The 23092-nt window shown below is 56.7% G+C and carries 16 protein-coding genes; 5 read left to right on the top strand and 11 right to left on the bottom strand.

What is annotated here, in order from left to right:
• Positions 1-8: 8 nt before the first annotated feature.
• The 5 genes from Pla100_RS12005 to Pla100_RS11985 are packed head-to-tail and all read right to left on the bottom strand — an operon-like array spanning position 9 to position 5074.
• Positions 9-1274 carry a glycosyltransferase family 4 protein gene (locus Pla100_RS12005; protein ID WP_146577922.1) on the bottom strand — a complete coding sequence of 422 codons (1266 nt, stop codon included), beginning with the start codon at positions 1272-1274 and terminating at the stop codon, positions 9-11.
• A 13-nt stretch (positions 1275-1287) separates the two neighbouring features.
• Positions 1288-2121, bottom strand: a complete 834-nt coding sequence (locus Pla100_RS12000) for an HAD family hydrolase (RefSeq protein ID WP_231602985.1) — start codon at positions 2119-2121, stop codon at positions 1288-1290.
• 53 nt (positions 2122-2174) lie between these two features.
• Positions 2175-3260, bottom strand: coding sequence for a DNA polymerase III subunit (locus Pla100_RS11995; protein WP_231602984.1), 1086 nt, complete (start codon positions 3258-3260; stop codon positions 2175-2177).
• A 12-nt stretch (positions 3261-3272) separates the two neighbouring features.
• Positions 3273-3764, bottom strand: a complete 492-nt coding sequence (gene rpiB, locus Pla100_RS11990; protein ID WP_146577920.1) for a ribose 5-phosphate isomerase B — start codon at positions 3762-3764, stop codon at positions 3273-3275.
• Positions 3761-5074 (bottom strand): arsenate reductase/protein-tyrosine-phosphatase family protein, encoded by a 1314-nt coding sequence (locus tag Pla100_RS11985; protein WP_146577919.1) that lies wholly within the window; start codon positions 5072-5074, stop codon positions 3761-3763. Before Pla100_RS11985 ends, rpiB begins: the two co-directional genes overlap by 4 nt.
• A gap of 105 nt (positions 5075-5179) precedes the next feature.
• On the opposite strand from Pla100_RS11985, the gene Pla100_RS11980 reads away from it, so the two are divergent.
• The 3 genes from Pla100_RS11980 to Pla100_RS11970 all read left to right on the top strand — a co-directional run bounded on the left by Pla100_RS11980 (position 5180) and on the right by Pla100_RS11970 (position 8162).
• Entirely contained in the window at positions 5180-6163 is a 984-nt protein-coding gene (locus Pla100_RS11980; protein ID WP_146578137.1) for an NHL repeat-containing protein, read from the top strand.
• A 200-nt stretch (positions 6164-6363) separates the two neighbouring features.
• On the top strand, positions 6364-7521 hold the full coding sequence (locus tag Pla100_RS11975) for a DNA cytosine methyltransferase (RefSeq protein ID WP_146577918.1): 1158 nt from the start codon (positions 6364-6366) through the stop codon (positions 7519-7521).
• Complete coding sequence (locus Pla100_RS11970; RefSeq protein ID WP_197167868.1) at positions 7512-8162, top strand: Eco29kI family restriction endonuclease; 651 nt, start codon at positions 7512-7514, stop codon at positions 8160-8162. Before Pla100_RS11975 ends, Pla100_RS11970 begins: the two co-directional genes overlap by 10 nt.
• 47 nt (positions 8163-8209) lie before the next feature.
• Here the strand turns inward: Pla100_RS11970 and Pla100_RS11965 are convergent, their stop codons facing one another.
• The 4 genes from Pla100_RS11965 to Pla100_RS11950 all read right to left on the bottom strand — a co-directional run bounded on the left by Pla100_RS11965 (position 8210) and on the right by Pla100_RS11950 (position 15973).
• Entirely contained in the window at positions 8210-9538 is a 1329-nt protein-coding gene (locus Pla100_RS11965) for an amidohydrolase family protein (RefSeq protein ID WP_146577916.1), read from the bottom strand.
• Between the two features lie 6 nt (positions 9539-9544).
• Positions 9545-12775 (bottom strand): amidohydrolase family protein, encoded by a 3231-nt coding sequence (locus Pla100_RS11960; RefSeq protein ID WP_146577915.1) that lies wholly within the window; start codon positions 12773-12775, stop codon positions 9545-9547.
• Positions 12776-13259: 484 nt separating this feature from the next.
• The gene (locus tag Pla100_RS11955; protein ID WP_146577914.1) at positions 13260-15404 is read right to left on the bottom strand and encodes a Tex family protein; all 2145 of its coding nucleotides are present in this window, start codon (positions 15402-15404) and stop codon (positions 13260-13262) included.
• On the bottom strand, positions 15404-15973 hold the full coding sequence (locus Pla100_RS11950; protein ID WP_146577913.1) for an ATP-dependent metallopeptidase FtsH/Yme1/Tma family protein: 570 nt from the start codon (positions 15971-15973) through the stop codon (positions 15404-15406). The genes Pla100_RS11955 and Pla100_RS11950 overlap by 1 nt, the downstream gene beginning before the upstream one ends.
• 75 nt (positions 15974-16048) lie before the next feature.
• Between Pla100_RS11950 and Pla100_RS11945 the strand changes: the two genes are divergently transcribed.
• Positions 16049-17224 carry a phosphotransferase gene (locus Pla100_RS11945; RefSeq protein WP_231602982.1) on the top strand — a complete coding sequence of 392 codons (1176 nt, stop codon included), beginning with the start codon at positions 16049-16051 and terminating at the stop codon, positions 17222-17224.
• Between the two features lie 52 nt (positions 17225-17276).
• Positions 17277-19919 carry a protein-disulfide reductase DsbD family protein gene (locus Pla100_RS11940; RefSeq protein WP_146577911.1) on the top strand — a complete coding sequence of 881 codons (2643 nt, stop codon included), beginning with the start codon at positions 17277-17279 and terminating at the stop codon, positions 19917-19919.
• Positions 19920-19958: 39 nt separating this feature from the next.
• Here Pla100_RS11940 and Pla100_RS11935 read toward each other — a convergent pair whose 3' ends face one another.
• Entirely contained in the window at positions 19959-21374 is a 1416-nt protein-coding gene (locus tag Pla100_RS11935; RefSeq protein WP_146577910.1) for a DJ-1/PfpI family protein, read from the bottom strand.
• A gap of 301 nt (positions 21375-21675) precedes the next feature.
• A complete protein-coding gene (locus tag Pla100_RS11930; RefSeq protein WP_146577909.1) occupies positions 21676-22683 on the bottom strand; it encodes an alpha/beta hydrolase in 1008 nt (335 codons plus the stop codon).
• Positions 22684-23092: the final 409 nt, after the last annotated feature.

The following is a 23092-nucleotide window of genomic DNA, read 5'->3' as shown; positions in this document are numbered from 1 at the left end:
GATGAGCCTCACAGGTTGTCTTGTCCGGTAAAGTTGGTTACGAGCGCCCGCAACTTTCGTCGCAGCACGCCATAGGAGAAAAACGCGCGGCCGATCTCATAATTGAAATCCACCATCTCGTCGCGGAACGCCTTGTCGCGGATAATCCGCTCGACTTTAGCGACGACTTCTTTGGTCAAATAGCCGTCCATCGAAATGACCTTCGCACCTTTGGGTTCGATGTCGGCGACGTAGATTGAATAGCGGTTCACGAGCAATGGTTTGCGGTAGTAGAAAGCTTCCAAGAGTGCATTGCCGAAGCCCTCGTAGATACTCGGGTAGGTGATGAAGTCGGCCTGCGAGTACGCGTCGGCGAGCGTGTAGATGCGATTGCCTTCGGCGCTATAGCCCCGTTTGTCACCGACCTGCTCGTCGACCAACCTCAAATCCACGCCGGCTTGTTCGGCGAGGTCTTTGAGCACTTGCAAGTATTCGTTGCCTTCATCACCACTGGCGTGCGAGATCACGAGCTTGCACCGATCATCGCGCAGTGCCGCAACCAACGCGATCGCATGCTCGATGCCTTTTCGCGGTACGACTCGGGTCGGTTGCAGAAACAATATATCGTCTTCGGCTAACCCGATGTCATGGCGGAAGTGCGACGCGTATTCGTCGGCCTCCGGTGGCGGTGTTTCGAAATCGAGAACATTCGGCACGAGCACCGAGGACACGCCGCGGCGGTGCGAAAGGTCCTCTTGGGCGAACGAATTAATCGTCACGTTTTGGATTTGAGGAAGCGCTGGCGGGAACGCCATCCACAACATGTCTGTCACCGCGCTGACGCTGAAACGATCTCGCTCCCAATAGAAATCATGATGATGGGCGATCGTGGGGAAACCGGTCTCGGCGATGAAGTTCGTCAACGCCACTCCGAGCGGAATGTTCATCGGAATGCACAAGGCATTCTGCACGATCAACAAATCCAGGTTGTATCGCCGCGTGAATTCGTACAGCGTGCCTTTGAGGTAATCGGCCAACGTATAAATCCGCCGGGTCACGTCCGGTGTCCGCGTCCGCGTTCCGAACGCGCGGCGGTTGATCCACTGGATGTCCGGATGGTCAAAGAACGCGTGCGGCACGACCATCGAAACCGACGGATCGCGGTCGCTCTTGCCACTGTACCAATGGCTGACATGACGATGATCCCACAACACTTGTGCCCACTTGGCACTCTCAAGGGAGACGCCGTCGGTTCCGGCGAAGCGTGTACCTACAAAACCGATTTGAACGCCCATCGCTATCCACTGATTATTTGGTTTTGATACAATCTAGTAGCTGTGCCCACTCGGTCAGTACCACGTCGGGCGATAAATCGGCGCAGGCCGGATGATCTTCCCGTAGACGCAAACTACGGGCGTCTCCGGCGAACAGAGCCGTCTTCAAGCCTGCCTGGCTCGCCGCATAGACGTCGTTGAGCATATCGTTGCCGACATAAACCGCTTCGTGTGGTTCGATCTCCGATCGGCGCATCGCGGTGACCAATCGATCGAACATCAAGGTTCCCGGCTTGGACGATCGATAGCGATTCGAAAATAGACACAGATCCAAATCGAATCGGCTTGCAAGCGTACCGCCGATCGCTTGCTCGACGATCGGAATCGTAAAGACCTGCGCGTTGCTAACGATCCCCAAGCGGATGTTGCGGCGTTGGAGCTCTTCGATAACTTCGCCGCCACCAGGCATCGGCCAGGTCGGGTTGATGCACGCTTCGTACTCGGCCGCCGCGCGAGCGACCGCATCGGGCTGATCGGCAACCGCTCCACGACCGGTTTGCATAAGTACGGTTCGCCAAACGTCCAGAATCTCCACTTCGGGACGCGGATTCGACTGCGACTTGTGCAGCGAGTGAATCCGCTCAATCTCCTGGCGGAGGAGGTGGCGTTGACTTTGAGTCGACGTTTCGAGGATTGGCGACTGAAAGTCGCCACCACTGATTGCTAGCTCGTTGCTTGGCGGGGCTTTGGCCGTACCGACGTCACCACTGCCGCTGATCACGAGCGTGCCGTAGATGTCGATGATGACGGCGCGGATCGGATCGAGCGAAACCAAACGCGGTGACACACCCGTGGGAATCGGCTGCATCGGTTGCCGATGTTCGATCACCGCCGCAAGAGGCGAGCGTGGATCGACCCGCCTCATCCGATCGCGCCCCGGTCTCCGGTCGTTGCGAGCGTCAAGTCGGCGGCGTAACAATCCACCAGTGTGTTGAGGTTTGCACTGCGATCGATTTCGCGGAAGACTCTCAACGTGCGATCCAAGCGATTCTGTGTTTCGACTTCGAAACGTCCCTGCTGGGCCGATGCGCGCAATTGTCCACGATAATGCTGCACCGCGATCGCACAAACATCGCGAAAAGCGGCACGGCGCAGCGGGGCTTCTTTCTTGCTCGCCGCGTCGAGGTGCTCGTTGATGCAACGGGCAACCACGACCGGATCGGGTACCGAGGTGCTCAGTTGTGCCAAGAACTGGTTGCGTAATTCGCCGCTCTGGCCGCTGGCCAATCGCGTGGCGACGTGAAAGTCACCGGCGGATAGTTCCAACGCGTCGTTAAGCGTTTCATCGGTGACGCTGGGCGGATCGTCGACGTCGGCGTGGAAGCGTGCGAGGTGTTCTCGCAAGAGTCGCCGCCCGTCTTCACCGGTGGGACTGACGAACCGCATCGTTTGGCAACGCGAACGGATCGTCGGAAGTTGCTTCTGTTCGCTCGTGCCGATCAAGATGATCAATGCGTTCGATGGCGGCTCCTCGAGCGTCTTGAGCAAACAGTTCGCGCCTTCTTCATTGAGGAAATCCGCATCGTGCAACAACGCGACCTTGCGAGGCCCCTGCATCGGTCGCAAGTGAACGTCATGGCAAAAGCCTTCTTGCAACCGAGCGTCGACGGGTCCGATCAAGGCTTCGAGCGGGATTAACGTGCGATCGGCTGGTTTGGAAACCTGAATGAGATCCGGATGAGTGCCGGCGCGCACTTGAACGCAATCGGGGCACGTGCCACAGGGATTCATGTCCCGCGACGAATTGCGTTGGCAAAGGATCGTTTGCGCGACCAACATCGCCGTCGCGGTCTTGCCCACGCCCGGCGATCCGACGAACAGCATGCTGCCCGCCAAGCGGCCTTTACGAATCGCAATCTGCAGCGCAGACCGAATCCAATCGTGCCCGATCAGTTGATTCCAAGTCGCCGGGAAGGGCGGCGGCGGTGGAGCGGATGATTTAGCCAAAACGCAAACAGCCTATCCGACACGATCGACGATTTTACGGGGTGTTATCCCGTTGAAATGAATCGCATTCTTTTCGACATTCGTGATCTTGTCGATGCGTTGCGAATGACGGCCTGATTCGAACTCCGTCCTCAGCCACATCAAGACCAACTCATCGATCGAACGCTCGCCGATCAAGTCGCCGGGCAAGCACAACACGTTGATGTCGTTGTGGCGGCGTGACATCTCGACCATCACCTCGTCGTAACAGGGAGCGGCCCGCACGCCCGGAAATTTATTGGCGACGATCGCCATCCCGATTCCGGTTCCACAGATCAAGATGCCGCGATCAAGGCGTCCTTCGGCGATCGCTTGTGCGACGCGCTGTGCGTAGTCGGGATAGTCGCACGGGTTCGTCGAATCAGTGCCTTCATCGACAATTTCAAAACCTTCGTTGGTCAAACATTGGCATAAACGGGCTTTGATGTGCACGCCGCGGTGGTCACTGGCTAAACCGACTTTCAAGAGTGGTCTCCTTCCGGACTTGATTGGGGCGGGTTGGGATCGACGTCTACATTATGTCCCTGTCCACTCAACTTGTCAGACGTTTTTGGAAAAAAATCGCTGTCCAACGCGTCGATCCATTTCTCGAGTTCTTCACGAATTTGGTCCGCGCATTGTTCATACACATCGACAGGCATCCCGACCGGATCGGTAATGTCGCCGCCATCCCGACGTAGGGTAAAGACACGATCCTTGCGGTCCGGCCACGCCGCCAAGATGGCATCGCGATGTCGTCGCGTCATCGTCAATACCAAGTCTGCCATCAACATCAACGGATCATCAAGCGGTTGGCTGGCGTGACCAGTGAGATCCAATCCGAGACGGCCCATTACTTCGACCGACTGCGGACTTGCGCCGCTGCCTCGCCCCGCCGCCACCCCGGCCGAGATCACGCGGGCGACGTCTTCTCGCCCGAACCGTTTGTGCAAGAGATCGCGAAGCAACGTTTCCGCCATCGGACTGCGGCACGTGTTGCCGGTGCAGACGATCGCGATGACTGGTTTGACGAACTGATTCATGGCGGCCCGTTGGATCACTCCTTCTCGCAAAATTTGCCACGAATTGCCCGACGACCGAACAACCGTGCCCACCCCACCATAACGACTTAAGCCGTCGTCGAGCAGCAGTGGCAAGGGGCTCTTGGTGGCAATCTGCGACAAATGTTCATCCAAACTGGCGGCCGTCGTTAACGCGGGCGAACCGGGAGCCGAAAACTCACCCCAAATCAGCGGTGCCGACAAATAACGATGAATATGGCTGAGCAGTCGGTGATGAGACACCCGCACGGCGACCGGGAATCGTTCCATCATTGAATATTCTGAACCGGCCGGTTCGCCGACCCCACCCGCGGAACGCCGCAAAATCGCTTGAACCGCAGCCGGCAAACGGCCCAAAGCGGATTGTTCAGGCGAGCAATCGCTGATCAACGTCAACGGCCCCGGAAAACATCGCTCGCTCAAACGTCCGGCGAGTTTGGTTCGTGGCACCAAAAAATCGCCCACCGCCTCGGTACTTCGCACGCAAAGGGCGATCTGCCCAGGTGTCGGGTCCGCTTTCGACGGGTCGTTTGAACTGGACGGTTGTTGCGCTCGCTCGTTCGATTTTTGAACCATTTCAAAAACCCGCTCGACGGCGCCGACGCACAACGAACTGGCCACGACGCCATAAACGGTCTCGCTGGGCAGACCGATGACGTTGCCTTCAACGAGTGCCTGAACGCTCCGATGCACGATGTCGCGGGGATCATCGGTTTGCTGCAGGTCGTAAATCATGCGTCAGGCGACTGGCCACTGGCGAGAGAAGAAGAGCGAGAAAAGACAAGGATGTGCCCCGCGAGCGGAATACTGCGCCGGATCGGACTCAGCTATCCTACGGTGATGAGAAAACCGATTCCAGTCCGCCAGTTGAACCGACGCGAACTGCTGTTCGCCACCGGAGGCATGCTCGCCACGATCCCAAGCTCCGGTTGTGTCGCCACATCCGGTGCCGGAACCGTCGACCGAGTCTGGGGACGTCGAGGATTCAGCGACGGACGGTTCTTGAAACCGCGGGCGATCACCATCGATCCCGCCGATCAATTGTACATCGTCGACACGACCGGTCGTATCCAGGTATTCGACGCCGATGGAAACCATTTGCGAACGTGGATCACGCTGGACACCCAGAACGGACGCCCCACCGGTCTAGCCTTTGACGCCACCAACCCGGCCGACCCCCGGTTGCTGGTCGCCGACACGCACTACTACCGCATGATCGTCTACAGTCCCGACGGGGAACTGCGGACGGAGCAACAGGTCGGCGGGGAAAGCGGATTCGAGCCCGGTCAGTTCGCGTTCGTCACCGACGCGGTCAACGACCGTCAAGGCAATCTTTACATCGGCGAATACGGCGCGTCCGATCGGATCCAAAAGTTCACCGCCGACGGCGAGTTTGTCGCCCAGTGGGGTGGGACCGGTTCCGAGCCCGGGCAATTCTTACGCCCACAAAGTCTCGTCGTCGACGACCAAACGCTCTGGATCGCCGACGCCTGCAACCACCGCATCGCCCGTTACGATTTACAACACGATACACCGAAGCTAGTCAGCCTATGGGGCACTGAAGGCGATCGACCCGGCCAGCTTCACTACCCCTACGACCTCGCCATCGATCAAGACGGCACGGTGATCGTGTGCGAATACGGAAACCAACGTTTACAACGCTTTACACCTGAGGGGGAACTCCTTTCGACCTGGGGCGGCCCCGGCCACGCCCCCGGCCAACTCTACCAACCCTGGGGCGTCGTGATCGACTCAAAACGACGCGTCCACGTCCTCGACAGCAACAACCACCGCGTGCAACGGGTTCGTGCGGCGATGATTTAGTGGGCAATCCTGATGGTTCCTATTAGTGCAAGGCATCTGCCGAAATGTGGACGAATGTGGTACGATCGCAAATCAAACACTCACTTTTTAGCCCATGCCGCACACGGGTGCCGAAGCATATTTTAAGCGAAAGTAAGTGAGTAAGAGACGGAGTGGGTTTAAAGAAAGAATGAATGGACCGATCAGGAGGAATTAAAGAGATGAAAGCTGTTGAACTGTTCGCGGGTGCCGGGGGGCTTGCTCTTGGTGCCCATGACGCGGGTTTCGAACACGATTGTGTACTTGAATGGAATCGCAATGCATGTGAAACAATTCGAGAGAACAACCAACGCAAGATCATCGATTGGCCACTACATGAGTGTGATGTTCGCAATTTCGACTTCAAACCATTTGCCGGAATCGATCTGTTAACTGGAGGGCCGCCGTGCCAGCCATTTTCGATTGGAGGTAAACACAAAGGCAACCAAGATCATCGTAATATGTTCCCCGAAGTGATCCGAGCGATTCGGGAAACGCAGCCGCGAGCGGTGATGATCGAGAATGTGAAAGGATTGCTGCGATCAGCATTCTCAAAGTTTTTTGCCTATGTTCTTCATCAAATTGAATTCCCGGAGATTGTTCAGAAAGATGATGAAGATTGGATCTCGCATCTTTCGAGGCTTGAACAACACAAGACAAGCAAAAAATCGTCGGGACTAGAATACAAAGTCGTTTTCCGCAAACTCAACGCGGCAGACTATGGCGCACCACAGCGACGAGAACGCGTTTTCATCGTCGCATTTCGATCCGACATCGAGGCGAATTGGTCTTTTCCTGAGCCGACACACTCCCATGAAGCCTTGGTATTTGATCAGTGGGTAACTGGTGATTACTGGCATCGTCACATGGTCCCCAGGAAAAACCGACCGGTACCCACATTCACTCAGGTCAGAATCGCCAAGAACCTTGAAACGATGCTAATTCCGATCGAGGAGTCACCATGGCTTACCGTTCGTGATGGGATATCAGGCCTACCTAAGCCGCGTGTTGATCGCGAAACGTTCGCGAACCATAAGACACAACCGGGGGCAAGAAGCTACAAAGGACATACCGGAAGTCCGATCGATGAAGCTGGGAAGACTCTCAAAGCTGGAGACCACGGAGTCCCAGGTGGCGAGAACATGATCCTATTCAACGATGGAAGCGTTCGCTATCTGACAATTCGTGAAAGTGCACGGTTGCAGACGTTTCCCGACGAATACTACTTCGAAGGATCGTGGACCGAGTCCATGCGGCAGCTTGGTAATGCAGTTCCTGTCCGGCTTGCCAACGCGGTTGCGAAGTCGGTTCATGCTTGTTTGAAAAGGGCGTGCGATTGAGCAAAATTGTCCCATACAATCCGCTTGACAAGAGAAATCTTGGCACCAGTGTTGCCGATGCGATTCTTCAGAGTGAACCGATACCGCTTCCTCCCAATGATCCATTCATTGGTGCCGGTCTATATGCTATTTACTACATCGGTCGTTCATTCAAACCGTATGAGCCGATCGCCGAACGAAACCGCGACGGACGATTTTGTTGGCCGATTTACGTCGGCAAAGCAGTTCCAGCCGGTGCAAGAAAAGGGGATTATGGAACCGACACAAGTCCTGGACGTGTGTTGTTCAATCGTTTGCGGGAACATTCAAAATCAATCGAGGCAGCAAGTAATTTGAACTTGGAAGATTTTTGCTGTCGCTTTCTTGTTGTTGATGATATTTGGATTCCGCTAGCCGAGTCCCTTCTGATCAGCCGCTTCGCTCCGATCTGGAATCGAACAATCGACGGGTTTGGAAATCATGACCCCGGCAAGGGGCGTCGTGCCGGCCAACGTCCACCATGGGATGTTTTGCATCCAGGTCGCACGTGGGCCAATCGACTTGCCGACAATTCACGAAGTGAGAATGATTTGACCAAGCTCGTGGTTAATTCTATTGAAGCGTACCTAAAGTCTCGAGACGATGAACGAGAAAAAGCTTAGCATCATTGATCCGGCGATTCTTGATTCATTAGCTTTGATCAGATTGTCTACCGTGAATACTTGCGGCGATACTTCTCGAACAGGGTGCGATGGCGATTGCCCAAGTCCACCGTGCGGCCTTCGATGAACGCCTGTTGGACGTTGCTGGGTGATTCCAACACGTCGCCGTCGACGATGATCAGCGTGGCGTCCTTGCCCGTTTCGAGACTGCCTAGCCGATCGTCGACTCCTAGAATTTCCGCAGGTGATAGCGTAATCGCTTTCACGGCCGCTTCGCGATCGAGCCCGTACGCGACGGCGCAGCCGGCGTGATAGGGAAGATTGCGGGCGTTGGAGGCACCGCCGGGATAGCCCGGTTGTTCCCCGGCGATCGCGAACTTGACGCCGGCCGATTCAAGTCGCGCGGGCAATGTGTAGGGGGCATCGTAATCATCGTCGCGTTGTCGCGGTAAACGATAAGTGCCCGCGATGATCACGGGGATCCGGTATCGTTTGAGCAACTCGGCACAGTCGCCCGCGTCATGCCCTCCATAGATCACCAAACGCAATCCTCTCGCTTGAGTGTACGCGACCGCCGAACGGATCGCGGCCAACGCATCGGCGTGAGCGATGATAGGCAACTCGCGCGAAAGCACCGGTAAGAGACTCTCCAGTCGCACGTCCGTGGCGATGGCTCTCGACTCCGTGTTTGCGGCTTCTTCTTGTGCGATGCCGTATCGCTCGGCTCGGTCGAGCCAATCGTCGAGTTGTTGCAGTCTCTCTTCTCGCTTCTTGACGGTATCGGCGTCGTCTGAACCACGCGGGGTGAGCGTTTCCCAGTCGACACACATCCCCGCCGGGGCGCGAACGGCCATGTCTTGAATCGTCCATCCGTCGAGCGCGATGAGCGCCGATTGACCCCGCAAGAAAGAACCACCGGGAGCGACATGGGCTAACAACACACCACCGGCCCGTGCCACCGGAATCAGTTCGCTATCCGGATTCACGGCGATCCACGAGCGGACGTTGGGATTCTCATTCCCCCACTCGGTGCTGTCGACGGTGACGTCGACGGCGCTGATTTCTCTCAAGCCTAAATCGGTCATCGATTCGATCAGTCCGGGATAGACATGTTGTCCGGTCGCGTCGATCGAGATCGCCTTTTCAGGGGCGTCAACTCGGCGACCAACGGCCTGGATCTTTCCATCGACGAGCAAGATCGAGCCCTTCTCGACGATCTCACCGTTGCCGATGTGTAGCGTCCCGCCGTGGATCAAAATCGGTTTGCGCTGCGGTGCGCCGGGAACTTGGTCGTGTGCCGACAAGGCGTTGCTGATGAGTGCAACAGACGTCCAAACGAACGAAAATCTGACTGCGATTCGAAGTAGTGGATTCATGTTCGTTTATTGTCCTTTGGCGGTACAGAATTCGTCAAATCGCAGCCAACGGTCCGCTTCGTCTTGCTGCTCTTTCGCATTCTTCCCATCGGATTTGCCGGACAGCTCGGGCGGAAGCTCGGAGGTGCGAATCAATTGAATCAATCGGGCGCGGGTTACTTGGTCGCGTTGCCGCATCTGGCGGTCGGTTTCGAGGTCAAAGTAGCGTCGCCCGTCGATCCAGGTTTGCTCGCAACGAGATGTTGTCGACAGCGGCGGGCCGCTCCAAACGACCACGTCCGCATCCTTGCCGACTTCGATCGAACCGACCCGGTCGTCGATGCGGAGCTGTTTGGCTGGATTGAGCGTGACGAACTTCAACGCTTCGACCGGATCGACGCCGCCGTACTTGACCGCTTTGGCCGCTTCGGTGTTGAGGTGCCGACCGAGTTCGGGATCGTCGCTGTTGTATGAGACGACGATGCCGGCGTTGTGCATCAAGACTCCGTTGTAGGGGATCGCATCGAAGACCTCGAACTTATACGCCCACCAATCGGCGAACGAGGAAGCCATCGCCCCGTGTCGGGCCATCCGATCGGCGACCTTGTATCCTTCCAAAATATGTTGCAACGATCCGATGCGGATGCCAAATTCGTCGAGCACGTCAAGCGTCGCGATGATCTCGTCTTGCCGATAGCTATGACAGTGAATCCAACGCTCGTGATTTTGAATCTCGGCGATCGCTTCGAGTTGCAAGTCACGTCGCGGCGGTAGCATCGAGCGATCCCCCTCGGCGTAACGTCGGTGCGCGGCGAGGTATTCCCGGGCGGCGAGGAATTGGTCGCGGAGGAGTTGTTCGACGCCCATCCGCGTGTTGGGATATCGCGATGAACTGCGTTTGACGTTCTCGCCCAAGGCGAACTTGATGCCCGCCGGTGCATCGTGAAAACGCAACTCCGACATGCGGCCGCCCCAACGCAACTTGATGACTTGGTTTTGACCGCCGATCGGATTGGCCGAACCGTGCAGCATGTTCGCGGTCGTGACGCCGCCGGCGAGTTGGCGGTAAATGGTGATGTCGGTATTGTCCAAGAAATCAACAATGCGAACTTCCGCCGTGACCGCTTGCCCCGATTCGTTGATCCCGCCATCGGTGGCCATGTGCGAATGACAATCGATCATGCCGGGCGTCAGATGTTTGCCCTTCACATCGACGATCTGACATCCCGGTGGTGGCTTCAATCCGGTTCCGATGTCGGCAATCTTTCCCGATCGAACCAACACGTCGAGTTGACTCGGTTGCCCTTGATCGCACGTCCAAACCGTCGCCCCGCGGAACAAGACCGTCTCGGGTTGCTCAGGACGATCGACGAAACCAAATCCGCCGAGCGGATGGTTGATGACGATCGCGTCGGTTTGTTGGGGCTCGATTTCTCGATTCGGCTTGTTGGCGTCGTCGGATTCGTCCGACTTGGTTTCTTTCTCCGGTTCATCCGTGGTTTCGGAGGGAGTCGATGTTTTGCGACGCGTCAACTTCACCGGGACGGTTTTACCATCGGGCGATACCAGTTTGCCGCTGACTTGAACATCGGAGGAGGTTGCTTCGGCGGTCGCAACGGATGTTAGCTCGAGCGAACCGATGCCTTCAGCGAACTCTCGTTTGACGAGCTTTGTATCGGCAGCCTGTGTATCGGCAAGTGGTGTATCGGCAAGCTTGGTGAGATCCGCCAGCGAGACCAAGCCGGTGAGTTGATCGCGATGACGAACGACGTTGCGCAACGCGATCGGTTTGGGTTTCGGTTCGTCTTGCTTGCTTGTTTTCTTCTTGCCTTTGGGCTTCGGCTCCGGCCGCGTCAATTCCATGCTGACGGTTTGCTTGGCATCGCGGATGTTCAGTTCGAACGTTGTCTTCTGTCCGTCGAGGGTCACGTCCATGTCCCATTGACCCACGAGTGGATCCGGTTCCGCGTTTAAATCAGGTGAATGCTCGTAGCGACTTCCCGCGACCCAGGTTTCGAGGATCTTGGTGTCCTTGGCAAACAGGTCACCGTCGGTGATCAGTAGATTGGCGAGGTGTCCGGGACGGAGACTACCGAGTTGTTCGTCGACCCCCAACCATCGTGCCGGTCGTGTCGTCAAGGCGGCCAGCGCGACGTCGGCGGGCAGGCCTTCGGCGACTGCGCGGCGAACGTTCTTCAAGAACGAGCCGACTTGGTCGAGCCCTTCGCTGGTGAAACAAAACTCGATCCCCGCGTCGTTCACGATTCGTGGGTTCTGAGGTGCGAAGTGCCAATGCATCATCGTCCGCAAATCAACCTCGCGGGCACTCGCGTCGTTGTTGACGCTCGGTGGTTTCGGGAAATCGATCGGCAACAGGACGGGACGGTTGCGAGAGGCGAGTTCCTCGATCGCTTGGTACTCGTATCCTGACCCACGCAAGATCACGTCGAACGAAAACTCGTCGGCCAAATCACATCCGCGAATCCCCATTCGTTCATTGGGAGCATCGATGACCCATGTTTGTTGTTCGAGGGATTCGGCCAAGGTTTCCAAGTCCAAATTCGTTTCGGGCCGCGTTAATCGAGGGTTGGCTTGATAGGCCCGCCAAGCATCGCGATACCAAATCGCGTCGTAAAACGATTGACGCAACAGCGCGACCGCACCCATCGGCGAGTTCGGATAGCTTTCACCCGACGTGCGATTGCGTGGAACGGTCAGCTGAAGATGTTGCCAAGGCGTATCAGCGAACCGCGTCGAGCCGTCCGTGGAATCACGACACAACATCACGACACTTTGCCCTTGGATGATTCGATCACTAGGGGCGAGCACTTGCAGCGTGATGCCTTGTTTGCGGTAGTCTCCCGCCGCCTTTTGCGCTTCAGCGATCGCAGCTCCCGCATGCCGACGTGGTGTCACGTTGGCGTTCCAATAACTGCCTTCTTGTTCGGGCCAATCCACGGACAGTTCACGAAAACCATCGATCAGGCCCGGGTAGATGGTCTTCGCGGTGCAGTCGATGACCTCGGCCCCCGGCGGGATTTCGATCTCGGGGCCGACGGCGATGATCTGTTCGTTTTCGATGACGATCGAGGCCGCCGTTAGTGTCTCACCCGGTTGGGTGACGACCGTGGCGTTCTGCAACACCACCGTTCGAACGGGATTACTCCGCAGCCCTACCACCGGAACCGTTGATTGGGCGACCGCCGCATTGAAAAGAACGAGCCACAACAAGCTCAATGGAAAAACACAGCGAAGCATGACGAGCGGTCGGGGGCGAGGAGGATTCGGCCAAAGGCCCCACGATAATCGAAAGCGACGTTGAGGGAATGCGGTATCGGGGTATTTGGCACGATCCTCGTTCCCAGGCCGGAGCCCTCTTTAGCCTACACATCTTCTTGACCCCCACGAGCTCGTCTCGTGGGTGAACAAGGTTTGCAAGCTAGACACCGACGCCCTCCCAACCTTCCGAGTTGAACTTGTGCTCGCCGCTTCAAGCGGCGAGCACAAGTTCAACTCGGAAGGTTGGGAAAACTTCGGCTTGTGTCTAGCTTGCCAACCTCGGCTTCCTGCCAGACGAGCTGGCAGGGGAGCAATACATGAGGACTTGTGGGGTATAAAGAGGGCTCGCGCCTGGGAATGCACTGCCCGCAGGCTCCCGCCTGCCCGGATCACTCACGGGAGGCGGGAGCCTCCGAGCAGGGTGTTCCCAGGCCGGAGCCTGGGAACAAGATGACATGAAGTCTTAAAACTTCCTCGTCACCGAGATTCGTTTTCGCGGCAGGTCGATTTCGAGCACCTTGACTTTCACCACGTCGCCGACTGAGACAATTTCACTGGGGTCGCTGACGAACGTGTCGGCCAACTGGGAGATATGAATCAATCCGTCTTGATGGACGCCCAAATCGATGAATGCGCCGAAATGGGTGACGTTGGTGATCACACCTTCGAGGATCATGTTGGGTTTCAAGTCTTCCATGCTGTTGACGCGATCATCGAACTTGGCGACTTTGAATTCGCTGCGTGGATCGCGGCCGGGTTTGCCTAACTCGGCGATGATGTCGCGGATCGTCGGGATCCCGAATTGATCGTCGACGAACTTTTCCGGTTTCAACTTCGAACTCAGCGTCGGGTTGCCGACTAACGTCGCGACATTGGCTCCGAGTTCCTTGGCCATGCGACCGACGACGGGATAACTTTCGGGATGAACGGCGGAGTTATCCAGCGGTTCCTTGCCATCGCGAATGCGTAGAAAGCCGGCCGCCTGTTCGAACGCCTTCTTGCCGAGTTTGGGCACCTTGGTGAGTTCCTTGCGACTGCCGAAGCGTCCGTGTTCGTCGCGGTAGGTCACGATGCTCTCGGCCAATTTCGGGCCGATCCCGGCGACCCGCGCGAGTAACGGAACGCTCGCCATGTTCAAGTCCACACCGACACGATTGACGCATGATTCGACCGTGCGGTCCAAACATTTGCGTAGGCTGGTTTGGTTCACATCATGTTGGTACTGCCCGACGCCGATCGACTTCGGATCGGTCTTGACCAGTTCGGCGAGCGGGTCTTGCAACCGCCGCGCGATGCTGATCGCGCCGCGAACGGTAATGTCCAAATCCGGAAACTCCTTTCCCGCAAGTTCGCTCGCCGAATAAATCGACGCTCCCGATTCGCTGACCATGACCTTCGTCACGCCGAGTTGATGTTCACGGATCAGATCACCGACGAACGCGTCAGTTTCTCGCGACGCGGTTCCATTGCCGATGGCGATCAGCTCGACGCGGTGTTTTTCAATCAGGGCTAACAATGTTTTGGCCGCACCCGCCGTGTCGCTTTTGGGTGGCGTCGGATAGATCGTCGCATTGGTCAGAAACTTGCCGGTCCCGTCGACGACGGCGACTTTGCATCCGGTTCGGAAACCGGGGTCGATGCCGATCGTCACGCGAGGTCCGGCTGGCGCCGCCATCAAGAGTTCGTGCAGGTTTTTGCCGAACACGTCGATGGCTTCTTCATCGGCTTTCTCTTTCAAGATTTGCAAGACGGTCGATTGGGTCGCCGGTTGCAACAAACGTTCAAAGCAATCTTCGGCCGCTTGGCTGAGTTCGCGATGGAACTCGAACGACGGGTTTCGAATGAACGTCGACTTGATGTGCGAGACCGCGCGGTCGTCTTCCATCTGCAGACCGATCTTCAAGACGCCTTCGGCTTCGCCTCGCATCATCGCCAACAAGCGGTGACCGGGGATGCGTCCGGCGGACTCTTGGCGATCAAGGTATTGTTCAAACTTCTCCGCTTCGTCTTTCTTGCCACGTTTGACTTGCGAGGTGACCTGACCGAACTTCATGCCCTTCTCGACCATCCATTCTCGTACCTCAACGTCCTCACTCCATTGCTCGGCGATGATGTCCATCGCGCCTTGCAAAGCGGTTTCCGCATCAGGCACTTCTTTCGCGTCGTCGATGAACGCTTTCAGCGTTTCGGATTTGGATTTGCCGAGTTTGGATTGTTGCAATAACAAATCAGCCAATGGTTGCAAACCACGTTCGCGGGCGATCGTCGCGCGGGTGCGTCGTTTGGGTTTGTAGGGCAAGTAGATCGCTTCGAGCGTTCGCATGTCGGGGCACGCGTCGATCTGTTTACGCAATTCCAACGTCAACAAACCTTGAGAGTCGATCGACTTCAGCACGGTGGTTTTGCGGGCGGCGAGTGCGTTGGCTTTCTCGAGAGCGTCTTCGATCGCTCGCAAAACGACTTCGTCGAGTCCTCCGGTGGCTTCCTTGCGATAGCGTGCGATGAACGGGATCGTGTTTCCCGCTTCGAGCAATTCGATGACGGCGGTGACTTGATGGACCGGGACGTTCAATTCGCGGGAAATTTCCAAGTGGATACTTTGGGCCATTAAGATTTTTTTTGTTGGGCTTGTTGAAAATGGTGTCGCACGGCTCGACCGCTGACGACGGTTTTTTCCAATAACTCGTTGGCGAGCACTTCGATCGCCGCGACGTGCGTGGGGTCGCTGAGAATGTGTTCGGTTTTCGCGAGTAGTCTTCTTTGCAAAGTTTCGTGTTGGCGCGGTGATGCGGCACGCGTGCACAATAGATTGGCCACATCACGAAGGTCTTGGGAAGCCCCACCCTGGTTGTACCGGCCGGTAAATTTGGATTCACTGACCATTCCGGCGAGTAAGATCAAGACGTCGTCTTCGAGCGGATCCTTGGACGCCCGGCTGCGGCCTTTCTTGAGTTCACACGTGCCCAAACGGGCCGGTCCGAATTGCCGCTTGCCGGCTTGGATGGTGACCTTTTGGATCGTCCGGCCGAGCGAGATCGCCATGACGGCATGCCCGGCTTCATGGTAAGCCGTCGCGGTCCGCTCGAGAACGGCGAGCTGCATCGCCGCCGCATCGGCGGAGGTCGACGAATCGTTTGGCGACGGCGATGATGGCTGAGAGGATGACAAGGACTTCATCGGCGGGCGAAGTGAACGGGCGTGTGACTTTGATCGTGAGCGATGAAAGGTAGAAGTGCAACTACGGGAGTCTGGATGTTCTCAACGGGACAAATCGAAACGGTGCTGGCAAACTGGCCGGTCGTCAAGGCGACCCGTCCGACGATCGAAGCGGTCCCTCAAGGACTCAGCGGCGCGTTCGTCGCTCGTGTGAAACTGCCACCTGATTCATACTGCCTCCTGGATTCATCGCCGTTTCTCGGCCAAAAATCGCCAACAACTCGGTTGTGGGCGCTGAAGGCTTGGCCTACAAAAACTCCTTCCGCCCGTGTGATCCCGATCCATGATTGGATTCGAAAGGCGTCGCAGCAATGTTCATTGCTCGCCCCGCCTGAACCGACCTTTGGGGGTCCAACGACCGTCAAGGCGTTTGACCGCGTCTGGGAATTGTTGCCTTGGGTTGTCGGTCGTCCTCTGCCGATCGACGCCGATTTGACGGACCTGACACTCGCGGGCGAGACGCTCGCCCGCGTCCACGTCGCCTTGGGCATGGATGAAACGGAACCGAACGACAACGAGTCGGGTGGTTGCGACGCATCACCGTTGTCAGGATCCATTGAGTGCGTATCGCGGCGGCGCCATCGACTCGCCCAATTGGATCGACGACTGCCTCGATTGTTGTTTGATTATCCCTCGTTCGATTCCATATTCTCGCTGCTCAAATCGCAGATCTCCCCGCATCGCGAAGCGTGTGGAGAAACATCAGACGGTTCGCTGCAGGGACTGACGCAGACCCTGGCGTCGGCGATCGAAGTCCTGCAACGATATTGGGCTCCGCAGTTTCATCGGATTCTGGAGTCTCTGGAGCGATTTGACCGGCAAAGTGGTTTTTTCCCGATCCAAACCGTGCTCCGGGACGTTCATCGCGAACACATACTTTTCGACCCGGACGCACAAAAAGCCGCCGGAATCATCGATTATGACGCCCTCGGCAAGGATTCTCCGGCCGCCGATTTGGCTCGGTACGCGGGCAGCTTTGATCGCCCGGTCGACGAGGTCTTGCAGGCGTTGGCGGCGGGATATCAGTCGATTCGGCCATTCTCTAACCATGAGATCGAACTGAGTCGGTGCCTGGTTCAGGCCAACGCAATCGGCGGCCTGGCAAACTGGGTGGTTTGGCTGGTTTTGGACAGGCGTTGCTTTACCTGTGAGCCGTCGGTGATTCAAGGCCGTATTTCTCATCTAATCGCTTCAAACTGCCGAATCTGGTAAAATTGACGACCGTTTTTCCTGAAGAATTTACTTGGACGAAGGTTTCCCAACCGTGCAACGATTCAATCCAACTTCTTCTTTCCGATCTCGTTTCGGTTCGCCGGTTCGACCGGCGGGCGTTTTCGCGTTCATTTTGATGTTCATGCCCGTCGCGATGTTGACGGCACAGGGACCGGCGGATTTGTTCCCCGATCTTTCATTGGGTAAGTACGGTCAACCGGCAACCGGTGTGGAAACACCTGACGAACCGGCAAAATGGTCGGCGACTTACAAGACGATCGATGCCGGAGCGGGCATGTTTGTGATTGAAGTCCGCGCGGAAATGAATGCACCTTGGCATGTGTATTCGTTGACGCAGCCCAAGGGTGGTCCGTCGCCGACGAAGCTGAACTTAGTTTCGCCTGATTCGATCGAGCTGCTCGGTCCGTGGCAAGCCGACCGCGAACCGACCAAGAGTATTTCGAAAGAGTTCGGTGGGATCACGATCGAAGAGTTCGGTGATGAAGTCGTTTTCTCAGCCCCGGCATGGTTGAAGACACCCGGTGACGCGATCGATGACATCGGCGAAATCAAAATCGCCATCGATGCGTTGGCTTGCGTGTCGGGAGGTTCGTGCATGCCGATCGAAGAGACGCTGGTCGCTCAGTACGGCGGAGCGCTCGAACCGAAAGAAGCGATGGCCGCGCGAGCAACGGTGAGCGAACGCGTCGAGAGCGAAACCCAGCCACAACCTGAAGATTCCCAACCCGAAACGGCTGAGCAAGATGACCGATTAATTGCTGAATTCGCCAACGACTTGCCGCTGTTTCGCGATGAAGATTATTCGGTCCAGTGGAAAGCATGGATAACCGACTCGACACTTTTACCCGGCCAACAAACTCAACTGAATTTTTCGGCAATCCCTGACGAGACCTATCATGTTTACCCCGCCGTGGTGGACGATTCGCCCAAGGCGACCAATTTTGCGATCAGCGATAAATCGGGATTGCGGATCGGTCCACCGACGACCGATGCGGAGATCTTGACCGAGGAACCGGTTCCCGGGTTGATCAACGTCTATCACACCGGCCCGGTCACTTGGTCGATGCCGATCGAAGTGCCCGCAGATGCGCAGCCCGGTGTCAAAACGATTCGCGGTTTGCTTGCCTATCAGGCCTGCACCGATCAAAGCTGCTTGATGCCGATGGGGGCTTCGTTCGAATCAACAATCGAGATATTACCAAGCGATACGCCGGAGTCGAAGGCCGGCTCGACACCGACTGCGGTGACACTCACATCGGCCAAGTTCCGGGACACGATGAAGTTGGCCAAGGGTGGAGCCTGGGTTGATAAAATCGCCCCACCCCAAGCGGCCACCGATCAACTCGCCGCCGGGGGACCACCAAATGATTCAAAGGAAGTTGACCCGATCAACGCCGAATCGATCGTCGCCGATGGTGGCGAGGTGATTGAAGAAGCCACTTCGTTCCCGCTCACGCTCGCGTTTGCGTTTTTGGGTGGTATCATCTTGAACTTCATGCCATGCGTCTTGCCGGTCGTGGGACTCAAAGTGATGAGTTTCGTCCAACAAGCTGGTGAGAACCGCAGCCGCGTGTTGATGCTCAATCTAGTGTATGCATTAGGCATCCTATCCGTATTTGCGTTGTTAGCAGGGCTTGCCGTTGGCTTGTCATTTTCGTGGGGCGAACAGTTCACGTATTTCGAGTTTCGGCTCGGTTTGACGCTATTAATGTTTGCGTTGGCGCTAAGTTATCTCGGTGTTTGGGAGATCCCCGCCCCGTCGTTCGCGTCTGGCAAAGCGTCTCAAAAACTTGGTGCGAAGGAAGGTTACGTCGGTGCGTTTTTCAAGGGTGTGTTCGCGACGTTGATGGCGACACCTTGCAGCGGCCCGCTGCTCGGTTATATCCTCGGCGCGACGATCACGCTATCTCCGGTGCAAACCGTGGTGATTATGATGACCGTCGGCGTCGGCATGGCACTGCCTTACCTCATCATTGGGGCTCGACCGAGTCTAGTCAGTTGGTTGCCCAAACCGGGACCGTGGATGGAAACGCTCAAAGAGTTTTTAGCGTTCCTGTTCCTCGGTACCGTTGCGTTTTTCTTCTACGGTTTTACCGACGAAACCAAAGTCGCCGTGTTCGTGACTTTGATCGGGGTTTGGTTCGGTTGTTGGGTGATCGGCAAAGTTCCCGCGTGGCAAACGATTCAGCGTCGCTTGGCGGCTTGGGCCGTTGGCTTATCGGCCGCGACTGCGATCGGGATGTGGTCCTTCACGGCACTCGTGCCCGGCGAAGAGATCATCCGCTGGCAACCGTACAGCGAAGCGAAATTGGACGCGTTGCTCGCCGATGGCAAGACCGTCGTGTTGGACTTCACCGCCGATTGGTGTGTGAACTGCAAAGTGAACGAGAAGTTCGCCCTCAACACCGAGCCGACCGCTGAGTTGCTCGAGCAGTTCGACGCGATACCGATGGTCGCCGATTGGTCGGACCGAGATAACCCCGAGATTAAAGAGAAACTCAGCGAATTGCAGAGCCGATCGATTCCGGTGCTGGCGATTTATCCGGGATCACAACCCGACAAGCCGATCATCTTGCGTGACCTCGTCTCGCAGCAAATGGTTCTTGATGCGATCAAGGAAGCCGGCCCGAGTCAATCACCGGGCCAACCCCGCGTGGCATCGTTTGGGAAATGAGTTCCGCTAACTGGACGGTTTGAGTTCATCGAGTGTTGTTCACTCAGGATGACTTAGCAATTCCGCCAGTTGTCGGCCCGCTTCTCTTGCGGACTGATCGTCCTCCGCCGTGATGATTTTGTCGTCCACGACCACGTCGTCGGCTCGCGACTGAGGATTGCCGATCGAACCGGCAGGGACCAAACGGCCACGATTCTGCTCGACGTGCCAACGAATCGACGGACTTCCGGGTCTACCGTTGTAGACGCCCGGCGGAGCAGAACGCGTCGGTGCGGTGCATTGCTTTCCTGCCAAGAGGCTCTTTCCGTTGACACGCGACCACGCCAACACGGATACCCCGTTGCAGATACCGCATACATACTTGTCGCTTTTGACAAACGAATTGATCAAGTGATTCGCAGCTTGCTTCTTGCCAACGTCTCCGTTGTATTCGGGATGATTGTATCGACCTTCAAAAGCGTATTGATACATCGAGACTCCCCACCCTCCCGGAAAAACGATCGCGTCGTATCGCTCCGGGTCGACGTCCGTTAGCGCGACGTCGGGTCGAACTTCGCCTCCATCACTGCCTTGCCCCGAATTCTCGTGAGGATAGCAGGACGCTCGATTCCAAGCCGCGACGTCGACCTTGAATCCGGCCCGCTCAAGCTCCTCTCGCGGTTCGGCATACTCTCGATAGAAAAAATGTCTGTCCGCGATCACAAACAGGACTCGCCCACGCTGCGCAGTCGATCGGCGAGCAGCTTGAGATGCATTTGGCATTGCGACCGATCGTGACTCCTGACCAGCCTTGGGGGTTGCGGATGCGGATCGGTCCATCGCGACTGGCGAAGCAGAAGGCATCGCACCCGACGCTTCACGAAGTTCTATTCGATGAAACGTCACCGCAGATTGATAGGCACCTACTCCGAGTTGAAACTGCGATGGTAGCTGCCAAAGCGGCAAGAGAGACAGATCCGAGCCGTCGCCTTGGTAGGTGACGACGTTGACGCCATCAATGAATGCCGCCACCCCTTGGCGGCGTACGCGAAGCTCGAGTTCGTATCGTCGACCGTTTTGCAGATGCTGATTCTCCACTCGTGTCGGATTGCTTCGACAGTCCTGCCCGGCAATGGCCTGAAAACCCGCTAGGTGCTGCGCCCAAGCATCGACTTCGAATGACGCCCGGCCGCTACCGCAAGTTAAAAAGACGGCAACCGAATGCTGACCGCTCTCTCGAGTGAACGACACACGAAGATCGTACTCGCGGGGAACATCACCCGGTATCGCCAAACGCGAGCTTGCCTCGGCGGCGGTTCGAAGCGTGTCGTCCGTTTTGGACCAAGCCCCCGCGATCGCATGGTCAGACGGGGAAACAGCGGAAACCAAGTTACGCCACTGCGAGCTTGATTGCGCAGAACCCAAGGCTGGGTCAAACAGCAAGAACAGAAAAAGCAAAGGCCAGTTTCGTTGCATGTCATTCCTCTTTGTTTCGTTAAGAGAACCCGACGCGTCACACGACGTATTGATTCAATCGTAACCCGATGCGTCAGCGAGGGATACTTCGCCTTTATCCGCCTACAAGGAATCCCTCGCTGACGCGTCGGGTTACGATTAAACCTATAGCCCGCAAGTGTCTTGTTCCAACGTTGAGTTCGGGTTGACATATCGTGGCACGGGGGTCTCCGCCGTGTTTCACGGTGGGGACCACCGTGCCACGTTTTAAGCCAACCCTCATTTTAAATAATGACGAAGCACTAGCGACTGAAAGTCCCCATTACGGAAGTAGCAATTCGATCAAGAAGTCCGTGGTGCTTGAGTGCGCGACGTCGGGGGCACCGGGGTAAGCCAGTTCGCAAGTCACACCCGCTTCGCGGCAATGTTCTTGCAATTTGACGCCAAAATTGGAGGTGTGCGTCGGGTCTTTTTGGTCTTTGCCGATCGCGGGCGGGCTTGAGTACGAAAGGTAGACCGGAGGATCATCGGAAGTCACCAGCGCGTAAGGTGAATACTCGGCGATCCATTCGCTGATCGAATCTCGCTTGGCGATGAACTGATTGAATCCGCCGGTGATGCCGAACGCGTGCCCGCCATATCGACTGTTCGGAGTCCATTGTTTCATCTGCATCGGATCAAGTGTTGTTTGAGCACCGATCACGGCGGCGCATTGAACTCGTGTGGATTCGCGGGCGACCGGGTCATCGCTTTGAGGGTCGGCCATGTCGTCGTGAAACGCGAGCCATAAGCTCGAACAGGCGCCGGCCGATCCGCCTGACGCGCTGATGCGTTGCTTGTCAATGTTCCACGCCGTCGCTTGGCTGCGGATGAACTGCAATGCCCGGGCGGCGTCGTGCAGCGGTGCCTTGACGGGCGGTTGAACGCCTTCGGCATTGGCGTGACTGATCAAACGATAATTGATCGCCGCGACCGAGATGCCCTGCGACAACAAGCGAGGGATGTCCACGAATTTGCCGGCACGCTCTTTGGTTCCACTTTGCCAACCGCCGCCGTGGATGACTAGCGCCAGCGGCGTCGGTCGATCCGATTCCGCTTTCCAAAAGTCAATCACGTGTCGCTCGTGGTCACCGTAGCGAACTTCGCTCATCGTCGGTTTCGGTACCGAGGCGGCGTAAGCGGGCGTTTCGATCGGTTTGGCTTTCCGAGTGTCCGCATTGACGACCGTCGCAGTGATGATCGTCAACGGAGCAAAGCTCAGCAGAAGGGCTGTCAGTGAAGCGAAGAAAGCAAAGGAGCGGGGAATCTTGGTCAGACGCTGCGTTTGCATAGCGATCCTCAGATTTGTTTTTGGGGGAAAATGAATGGGATCAATCGACACAGAAAATAGTGTACTCTCCGTTGAATCTCTAAATGATTAAGTCGGCCGCCAATCCGTTACGATTCGGTTAGGTGGCGTCTGGAACTGCCAACACCTATCTCTGGTTTGTTTCCAGCTAAGGAAGCGTTCGGATACAGTTTCCAGATTTCACCCTCCTCAAGGAGACTGCTGATAGAATTAGCCGTTTGGGCGTTAGCCCCGGTTTCGGCACCTCAGAACCGGGGCTAACGCTGGCCTGCTAAAAGTTTGGGGTTGCGGCGGCAATGCGATTGCGCAAGTTTAGTTCCTCGGAGCTAATACCGAGATCTTCTTTTCTGGCGGTGTGAACTCCTGGCTTGAGTTGTTCCCACTTCCATGC

The organism is Neorhodopirellula pilleata, assembly GCF_007859915.1.
Taxonomy (GTDB): domain Bacteria; phylum Planctomycetota; class Planctomycetia; order Pirellulales; family Pirellulaceae; genus Rhodopirellula; species Rhodopirellula pilleata.
Note: the sequence above shows the minus strand (reverse complement) of the source record. Positions and strands in the feature narration are given on the sequence as shown.

What these genes read in the sequence shown, in the direction of transcription:
- Pla100_RS12005 (WP_146577922.1), bottom strand. Translation starts at nt 1,274, where the DNA reads ATGGGCGTTCAAATCGGTTTTGTAGGTACACGCTTCGCCGGAACCGAC.
- Pla100_RS12000 (WP_231602985.1), bottom strand. Translation starts at nt 2,121, where the DNA reads ATGCAGCCGATTCCCACGGGTGTGTCACCGCGTTTGGTTTCGCTCGAT.
- Pla100_RS11985 (WP_146577919.1), bottom strand. Translation starts at nt 5,074, where the DNA reads ATGATTTACGACCTGCAGCAAACCGATGATCCCCGCGACATCGTGCAT.
- Pla100_RS11980 (WP_146578137.1), top strand. Translation starts at nt 5,180, where the DNA reads ATGAGAAAACCGATTCCAGTCCGCCAGTTGAACCGACGCGAACTGCTG.
- Pla100_RS11975 (WP_146577918.1), top strand. Translation starts at nt 6,364, where the DNA reads ATGAAAGCTGTTGAACTGTTCGCGGGTGCCGGGGGGCTTGCTCTTGGT.
- Pla100_RS11965 (WP_146577916.1), bottom strand. Translation starts at nt 9,538, where the DNA reads ATGAATCCACTACTTCGAATCGCAGTCAGATTTTCGTTCGTTTGGACG.
- Pla100_RS11960 (WP_146577915.1), bottom strand. Translation starts at nt 12,775, where the DNA reads ATGCTTCGCTGTGTTTTTCCATTGAGCTTGTTGTGGCTCGTTCTTTTC.
- Pla100_RS11955 (WP_146577914.1), bottom strand. Translation starts at nt 15,404, where the DNA reads ATGGCCCAAAGTATCCACTTGGAAATTTCCCGCGAATTGAACGTCCCG.
- Pla100_RS11950 (WP_146577913.1), bottom strand. Translation starts at nt 15,973, where the DNA reads ATGAAGTCCTTGTCATCCTCTCAGCCATCATCGCCGTCGCCAAACGAT.
- Pla100_RS11945 (WP_231602982.1), top strand. Translation starts at nt 16,049, where the DNA reads ATGTTCTCAACGGGACAAATCGAAACGGTGCTGGCAAACTGGCCGGTC.
- Pla100_RS11935 (WP_146577910.1), bottom strand. Translation starts at nt 21,374, where the DNA reads ATGCAACGAAACTGGCCTTTGCTTTTTCTGTTCTTGCTGTTTGACCCA.
- Pla100_RS11930 (WP_146577909.1), bottom strand. Translation starts at nt 22,683, where the DNA reads ATGCAAACGCAGCGTCTGACCAAGATTCCCCGCTCCTTTGCTTTCTTC.